Below are 6,567 nucleotides of genomic sequence, written 5' to 3'. Positions count from 1 at the left end.
CGCCGCTCGCGCTCGGTGTCGCGCTCGCGGCGTGCGCGCTGGCGGCCGCCGTCCTCGCGCCCGCGCGCACCTGGCGCCTGGTGCGGCGCATCCGCGTGCTGCTGGTCGCGATCGCCGTGCTCTTCGCCTGGTTCACTCCCGGCGAGGCGGCCTTGCTCGACTGGCCGCGCCTGGGGCCGACGCGCGAAGGCCTCGCGCTGGCGGCGCTGCACGCCGCACGGCTGCTCGCCGTGGTGTGCGCGGTCGGCATCCTGCTCGAGCGCCTGCCGCTGGCGCGCCTGGTCGGCGGCCTCTACGCCTTGGCGCGCCCGCTGCGCGGGGTCGGCGTGGCGCCCGAGCGGCTCGCCCTGCGCCTCTTGCTGGTGCTGCGCTACGTCGAGGCCTCGCCGCGCGGGCAGGGCACGGTCGACTGGAGGCACTGGCTGGCCGACGAGCCGGCGACCGGCGCGGCCGTCGAGATGGCGCCGGTGGTGCTGGCGCGCGAGCGCCTCGGGCTGGGCGAGGGGCTGTTCGCCGGCGCGCTCTTCGCCGGCCTGCTGTGGTGGAGCCTGGCATGAAGCGCATCGTGCTCGGCCTCGAATACGCCGGCGACGCCTTCTGCGGCTGGCAGAGCCAGGCTCATGGACGCACCGTGCAGGACGTGCTCGAGCGCGCGCTCGCGCAGATCGCCGGCGAGCCGGTGCGCACCCACTGCGCCGGGCGTACCGACACCGGCGTGCATGCGAGCGCGCAGGTGGCACACTTCGACACCCGCGCGGTGCGCCCGGCCTCGGCCTGGGTGCGCGGCGTCAACGCGCTGCTCCCGCCCGCGGTGGTGGTGCGCTGGGCGACCGAGGTGACCGACGACTTCCATGCCCGCTTCCTCGCCTGCGAGCGCCAGTACCGCTACATCCTGCACAACGCGCCGACGCGGCCGGCGATGCTCGCCGGGCGGGTGGGCTGGTACCACCCGCCGCTCGACGTGGCGCGCATGGCCGCCGCCGCCGAGTGCCTCGTCGGCACCCACGACTTTTCCAGCTTTCGCGCCGCCGGCTGCCAGGCGAAGACCCCGGTGCGGGTGATGCACGAGGCGCGCGTTGTGCGCCAGGGCGAATACCTGCTGTTCGACTTCCGCGCCAACGGCTTCCTGCACCACATGATCCGCAACCTGGTCGGCGCGCTGGTGTACGTGGGCAAGGGGCGTTATCCGGTGGAGTGGATGGGCGAACTGCTCAATGCCCGCGACCGCGCGCACGCGGCGCCGACCTTCTCGCCGGACGGGCTCTACCTGTGCGGCGTGGCCTACCCGCCGCGCTGGCCGCTGCCCGGTGATGGGCGTATCATCGCGCTGCCCCAGCTACCCCTCGTCTGAATGTCCCGTACCCGAATCAAGATCTGCGGCCTGACGCGGCCGCAGGACGTGCGCGCGGCCGTGGCCGGCGGCGCCGACGCGATCGGCTTCGTGTTCTACCCGCCCAGCCCGCGCGCAGTCTCCATCGAGCAGGCCGCCGAGCTCGTCGCGCTGCTGCCGCCCTTCGTCGTCTCGGTCGGACTCTTCGTCAACCCCGCGCCCGGAGAGGTCGAGGCGGTGCTCGCGCGCGTGCCGCTGCAACTTCTGCAGTTCCACGGTGACGAAAGCGAGTCCGACTGTGCCCGTCACGGGCGCGCGTGGATCAAGGCGGCGCGAATGCGGCCCGGGGTCGATCTGCTAGAATTTGCGGCTTCGTACCCGCGCGCGAGCGGCATCCTGGTCGACGCCTTCGTCGACGGCTATGGCGGCGGGGGCAAGACTTTCGACTGGGCGCTGATCCCCGCCGGCTTCACGCGTCCGCTCGTGCTGTCGGGCGGACTCGATGCGGACAACGTGGTCGACGCCGTGCGCCGTATCCGCCCGTGGGCGGTGGATGTGTCGAGCGGAGTCGAGAGTGCAAAGGGAATCAAGGACGCGGACATGATCGCCGCGTTCATCGCCGGAGTTCGACATGCAGATGGCTGACACGCCTTATCAGTTTCCCGACGCGAGCGGGCATTTCGGTCCCTATGGCGGCATCTTCGTCGCCGAGACCCTGATGCCGGCGCTCGCCGAGCTGCGCGAGGCCTACGCGGCCTGCCAGAACGATCCGGAGTTCATCGCCGAGTTCGAGTACGAGCTCAAGCACTACGTCGGCCGTCCGAGCCCGATCTACCACGCCAGGCGCTGGTCGGAGATCCTCGGCGGCGCGCAGATCTACCTCAAGCGCGAGGACCTCAACCACACCGGCGCGCACAAGGTGAACAACTGCATCGGCCAGGCCATGGTCGCGCGCCGCATGGGCAAGCCGCGCGTGATCGCCGAGACCGGCGCCGGCCAGCACGGCGTCGCCACCGCCACCGTGGCCGCGCGCTACGGCATGGAGTGCGTGGTCTACATGGGCTCGGAGGACGTCAAGCGCCAGGCCGCCAACGTCTACCGCATGAAGCTGCTCGGCGCCACCGTGGTGCCGGTCGAGTCGGGCTCGAAGACGCTCAAGGATGCGCTCAACGAGGCCATGCGCGACTGGGTGACCAACGTCGCCGACACCTTCTACATCATCGGCACCGTCGCCGGCCCGCACCCCTACCCGATGATGGTGCGCGACTTCCAGTCGGTGATCGGCAAGGAATGTCTCGAGCAGATGCCCGACATGGTCGGCCGCCAGCCCGACTACGTGCTCGCCTGCGTGGGCGGCGGCTCGAACGCGATGGGGATCTTCCATCCCTACATCGGCGTGCCGGGCGTCAAGCTCGTGGGCGTCGAGGCCGCGGGCGACGGTCTCGACACCGGCCGCCACTCGGCCTCGCTGACCGCCGGTCGCCCCGGCGTGCTGCACGGCAACCGCACCTACCTGCTGCAGGACGAGGACGGGCAGATCATCGAGACGCACTCGGTCTCCGCCGGCCTCGACTACCCGGGCGTGGGCCCCGAGCACGCCTGGCTCAAGGACACCGCGCGCGCCGAGTACGTGGGCATCACCGACGCCGAGGCGCTCGAGGCCTTCCACAAGCTGTGCCGCCTCGAGGGCATCATCCCGGCGCTCGAGTCCTCGCACGCGCTCGCCTACGCCGCCAAGCTGGCGCCCACCCTGCCCAAGGACAAGATCCTGCTGGTCAACCTCTCCGGGCGCGGCGACAAGGACATGCACACCGTCGCCGAGCGCTCCGGGCTCCAGTTCTGAACCCGAATCCGAACCTGAAGCGGGCCGCTGATGCGGCCCGCAGTGTGATCGAGACATGTCGAGAATCCAGACCGTTTTCCAGCGCCTCCAGGCCGATGGCCGCAAGGCGCTGATCCCCTTCGTCACCGCCGGCTTCCCGGCGCCCGAGCTCACCCTGCCGCTGATGAACGCGCTGGTCGAGGGCGGCGCCGACATCGTCGAGCTCGGCGTGCCGTTCTCCGACCCGATGGCCGACGGGCCCACCATCCAGCGCGCCTCCGAGCGCGCGCTTGCGCAGGGCATGAGCCTGCGCAAGGTGCTCGAGACCGTACGCGCCTTCCGCGCCACCAACGCCGACACCCCGGTGGTGCTGATGGGCTACGCCAACCCGATCGAGGCCATGGGGCAGGAGCGCTTCGTCGCCGCGGCGCACGAGGCCGGCGTCGATGGCGTGCTCGTGGTCGACTACCCGCCCGAGGAGTGCGTCAGCTTCGCCGCCACCGCCAAGGCCGGCGGCCTCGACCCCATCTTCCTGCTCGCGCCCACCTCGGGCGAGCAGCGCTTCGCCGACGTCGCGCGCGCCGGCAGCGGCTACATCTACTACGTCTCGCTCAAGGGCGTGACCGGCAGCGCCAAGCTCGACGTCGACGAGGTCGCGCGCCGCATCCCCGAGATCCGCGCCGCGGTCGGCATGCCGGTGGGCGTGGGCTTCGGCATTCGCGACGCCGACAGCGCGCAACGCATCGGCGCGGTCGCCGACGCGGTGGTGATCGGCAGCCGGATCATCGAGGAGATCGAGACCAACCCGGGCGAGGAGGTTGCGCGCGTGCGCGACTTCATGCGCTCGATCCGTGCCGCGCTCGATGCGCTGGCGGCGGGCAAGGGAGCACAGGCATGAGCTGGTTCGAGAAACTCATCCCGCCGCGCATCAAGCGCGGCGATTCGTCGCGCAGCAAGTCGATCCCCGAAGGGCTGTGGAGCAAGTGCGAGGGTTGCGAGTCGGTGCTGTACCGCTCCGACCTCGACAGCAACCTCGGCGTGTGCCCGAAGTGCAACCACCACCACCGCCTGCGCGCGCGCCGCCGCCTCGACCAGCTGCTCGACAGCGAGGGCCGCGTCGAGATCGGCGCCGAGGTCACGCCGGTCGATGCGCTCAAGTTCAAGGACTCGCGCAAGTACCCCGACCGCCTGTCCGCGGCCGCCGCCGACACCGGCGAGGCCGACGCGATGGTGGTGATGCGCGGCGCGATCAAGAGCCTGCCGGTGGTGGTCGCCTGCTTCGAGTTCGACTTCCTCGGCGGCTCGATGGGCTCGGTGGTGGGCGAGCGCTTCGTGCGCGGCGCGCGCGCGGCCTTCGAGGAGCGCCTGCCCTTCATCTGCATCACCGCCTCGGGAGGGGCGCGCATGCAGGAGGGCCTGCTGTCGCTGATGCAGATGGCCAAGACCACCGCGGCGATCACCCGCCTGTCCGAGCGCCGGCTGCCCTTCATCACCCTGCTCACCGACCCCACCATGGGCGGTGTGTCGGCGAGCTTCGCCTTCATGGGCGACGTCGTGGTCGCCGAGCCCAACGCGCTGATCGGCTTTGCCGGCCCGCGCGTGATCGAGCAGACCGTGCGCGAGACGCTGCCCGAAGGCTTCCAGCGCGCCGAGTTCCTGCTCGACAAGGGCGCGATCGACCTGATCGTCGACCGCCGCGAGCTGCGCGACCGCCTCGCGGTGCTGCTCGCCATGCTCAACCGCCAGCCCGCGGACGTGGTTGTCGGGTGATGGCCGAGCAAGCCGCATTGCCCGCCAGCCTGGATGGCTGGCTTGCCCTGCTGGAGCAGCGCCACGGCCAGCGCATCGAGCTCGGGCTGGAGCGCGTTGCCGCGGTGCGCGCGCGCATGCAGGCGGAGTCGGACGCGGTGGTGATCACCGTCGGCGGCACCAATGGCAAGGGTTCGTGTTGCGCGATGCTCGAGGGCATCCTGCTCGCCTCGGGCTACCGCGTGGGCTGCTACACCTCGCCGCACCTGCTGCGCTACAACGAGCGCGTGCGCATCGACGGCAAGGACGTCGACGACGCGGCCCTGGTGGCCGGCTTCGCCGCGGTCGAGGGCGCGCGCGGCGACACCGCGCTGACCTACTTCGAGCACGGCACCCTGGCGGCGTGGCAGGTCTTCGCCGCGGCCAGGCCGGACGTGATCATCCTAGAGGTCGGCCTCGGCGGCCGGCTCGACGCGGTCAACGTGTTCGAGCCCGACTGCGCGCTGGTCACCAGCGTGGCCATGGACCACATGGACTACCTCGGCGACACGCGCGAGGCCATCGGCTTCGAGAAGGCGGGCATCTTCCGCGCCGGCCGTGCGGCCGTGTGCGGCGATCCGCAGCCGCCCGCGAGCCTGGTCGAGCACGCCGCGGCGATCGGCGCCCAGCTGTGGATCAGCGGGCGCGACTTCGGCTTCGGCGGCGACCGCCTGCAGTGGGGCTACTGGCGCTACGCCCAGCCGCAGCGCGAGGGTGCGCTGGTGCGCCGGGGCGGGCTCGCCTACCCGGCGCTGCGCGGCGCCAACCAGCTGCTCAACGCGGCGGCGGTGATCACCGTGCTCGAGTGCCTGCGCGACCGCATCCCGGTGTCGATGCAGCACGTCCGCCAGGGCCTCATGCTGGTCGAGCTGCCGGGCCGTTTCCAGGTTCAGCCGGGGCGCCCCTCCGTGGTGCTCGACGTGGCGCACAACCCGCAGGCTGCCGGCGTGCTCGCCGACAACCTCGGCAACATGGGCTTCTACCCCGAGACCTGGGCGGTGCTGGGCATGCTCGCCGACAAGGACGTCGCGGGGGTGGTCGAGCTCATGGCCGGCCGGGTCGACCACTGGCTGCTCGCCGACCTGCCCGGGCCGCGCGGCCTCTCCGCCGAGGCGCTCGCCGCGAAGGTGCGCGCGGTGAAGGAGGGCGCCGACATCCGCTGCTTCCCCACGCCGGCCGAGGCCTATGTTGCGGCGCAAAAACTGGTCGCCGAGGATGATAGAATCGTCGTTTTCGGTTCTTTCCTGACGGTGTCGGACGTGCTCGCCGCAATCAAGGCGGCACGGCGCGGATGAGGTTTTGCGGTGACTGAGGCAGATTCCCTCGAGATCAAGAAGCGCGCGCGCCGACGCCTGGTCGGTGCGATCGCGCTCGCCCTGCTGGCTGCGGTCGTGCTGCCGATGATGATGGACGAGGAACCGCACCCCTCGATCGAGGACATCCAGGTCTCGATTCCCGACCGCGACAAGGCGGTCGCCGCGCGCCGCGCCAGCGCGCCCGAGAGCGCGAGCGCGCCGGTCGCCGTCGCCGTGCCGGAGGACGACGAGGTGGTCGCGGCCGAGAAGCCGGCACCCGAGAAGGTCCCGGCCGCGCCGGACAAGCCCGCGTCGGCCGCGGCCCCTGCCAA

At 71.6% G+C, this 6,567-nt stretch carries 7 protein-coding genes and 1 pseudogene; all 8 read left to right on the top strand.

Annotated features, from left to right (window positions below; all coding sequences use genetic code 11):
• Nucleotides 1–557 (top strand): CbiQ family ECF transporter T component (locus C667_RS19010; RefSeq protein WP_004376429.1); only part of this gene is annotated, 557 nt, incomplete at its 5' end.
• Nucleotides 554–1,351: a tRNA pseudouridine(38-40) synthase TruA gene (gene truA, locus C667_RS19005; RefSeq protein WP_004376428.1), complete on the top strand. Its 798-nt coding sequence runs from the start codon at nt 554–556 to the stop codon at nt 1,349–1,351. The genes C667_RS19010 and truA, both read left to right, overlap by 4 nt.
• Nucleotides 1,352–1,975 (top strand): phosphoribosylanthranilate isomerase, encoded by a 624-nt coding sequence (locus tag C667_RS19000; protein WP_004376427.1) that lies wholly within the window; start codon nt 1,352–1,354, stop codon nt 1,973–1,975.
• Complete coding sequence (trpB, locus tag C667_RS18995) at nt 1,962–3,173, top strand: tryptophan synthase subunit beta (RefSeq protein ID WP_004376426.1); 1,212 nt, start codon at nt 1,962–1,964, stop codon at nt 3,171–3,173. Before C667_RS19000 ends, trpB begins: the two co-directional genes overlap by 14 nt.
• A gap of 55 nt (nt 3,174–3,228) precedes the next feature.
• Nucleotides 3,229–4,050: a tryptophan synthase subunit alpha gene (trpA, locus tag C667_RS18990; protein ID WP_004376425.1), complete on the top strand. Its 822-nt coding sequence runs from the start codon at nt 3,229–3,231 to the stop codon at nt 4,048–4,050.
• The gene (accD, locus tag C667_RS18985) at nt 4,047–4,922 is read left to right on the top strand and encodes an acetyl-CoA carboxylase, carboxyltransferase subunit beta (RefSeq protein ID WP_004376424.1); all 876 of its coding nucleotides are present in this window, start codon (nt 4,047–4,049) and stop codon (nt 4,920–4,922) included. Before trpA ends, accD begins: the two co-directional genes overlap by 4 nt.
• On the top strand, nt 4,922–6,235 hold the full coding sequence (folC, locus tag C667_RS18980; protein WP_004376423.1) for a bifunctional tetrahydrofolate synthase/dihydrofolate synthase: 1,314 nt from the start codon (nt 4,922–4,924) through the stop codon (nt 6,233–6,235). The genes accD and folC overlap by 1 nt, the downstream gene beginning before the upstream one ends.
• Before the next feature lie 9 nt (nt 6,236–6,244).
• Nucleotides 6,245–6,567 (top strand): annotated as a pseudogene (locus C667_RS18975) (SPOR domain-containing protein); the annotation flags it as partial.

Origin of the sequence: Thauera phenylacetica B4P, from assembly GCF_000310225.1 — a bacterium.
Taxonomy (GTDB): domain Bacteria; phylum Pseudomonadota; class Gammaproteobacteria; order Burkholderiales; family Rhodocyclaceae; genus Thauera; species Thauera phenylacetica.
The sequence above is the reverse complement of the archived record's forward strand: the minus strand, read 5'-3'. Positions and strand labels throughout refer to the sequence as shown.

Excerpts from the sequence above, each read along its gene's own strand:
- truA (WP_004376428.1), top strand. The coding sequence starts at position 554 with ATGAAGCGCATCGTGCTCGGCCTCGAATACGCCGGCGACGCCTTCTGC.
- C667_RS19000 (WP_004376427.1), top strand. The coding sequence starts at position 1,352 with ATGTCCCGTACCCGAATCAAGATCTGCGGCCTGACGCGGCCGCAGGAC.
- trpB (WP_004376426.1), top strand. The coding sequence starts at position 1,962 with ATGCAGATGGCTGACACGCCTTATCAGTTTCCCGACGCGAGCGGGCAT.
- trpA (WP_004376425.1), top strand. The coding sequence starts at position 3,229 with ATGTCGAGAATCCAGACCGTTTTCCAGCGCCTCCAGGCCGATGGCCGC.
- accD (WP_004376424.1), top strand. The coding sequence starts at position 4,047 with ATGAGCTGGTTCGAGAAACTCATCCCGCCGCGCATCAAGCGCGGCGAT.
- folC (WP_004376423.1), top strand. The coding sequence starts at position 4,922 with ATGGCCGAGCAAGCCGCATTGCCCGCCAGCCTGGATGGCTGGCTTGCC.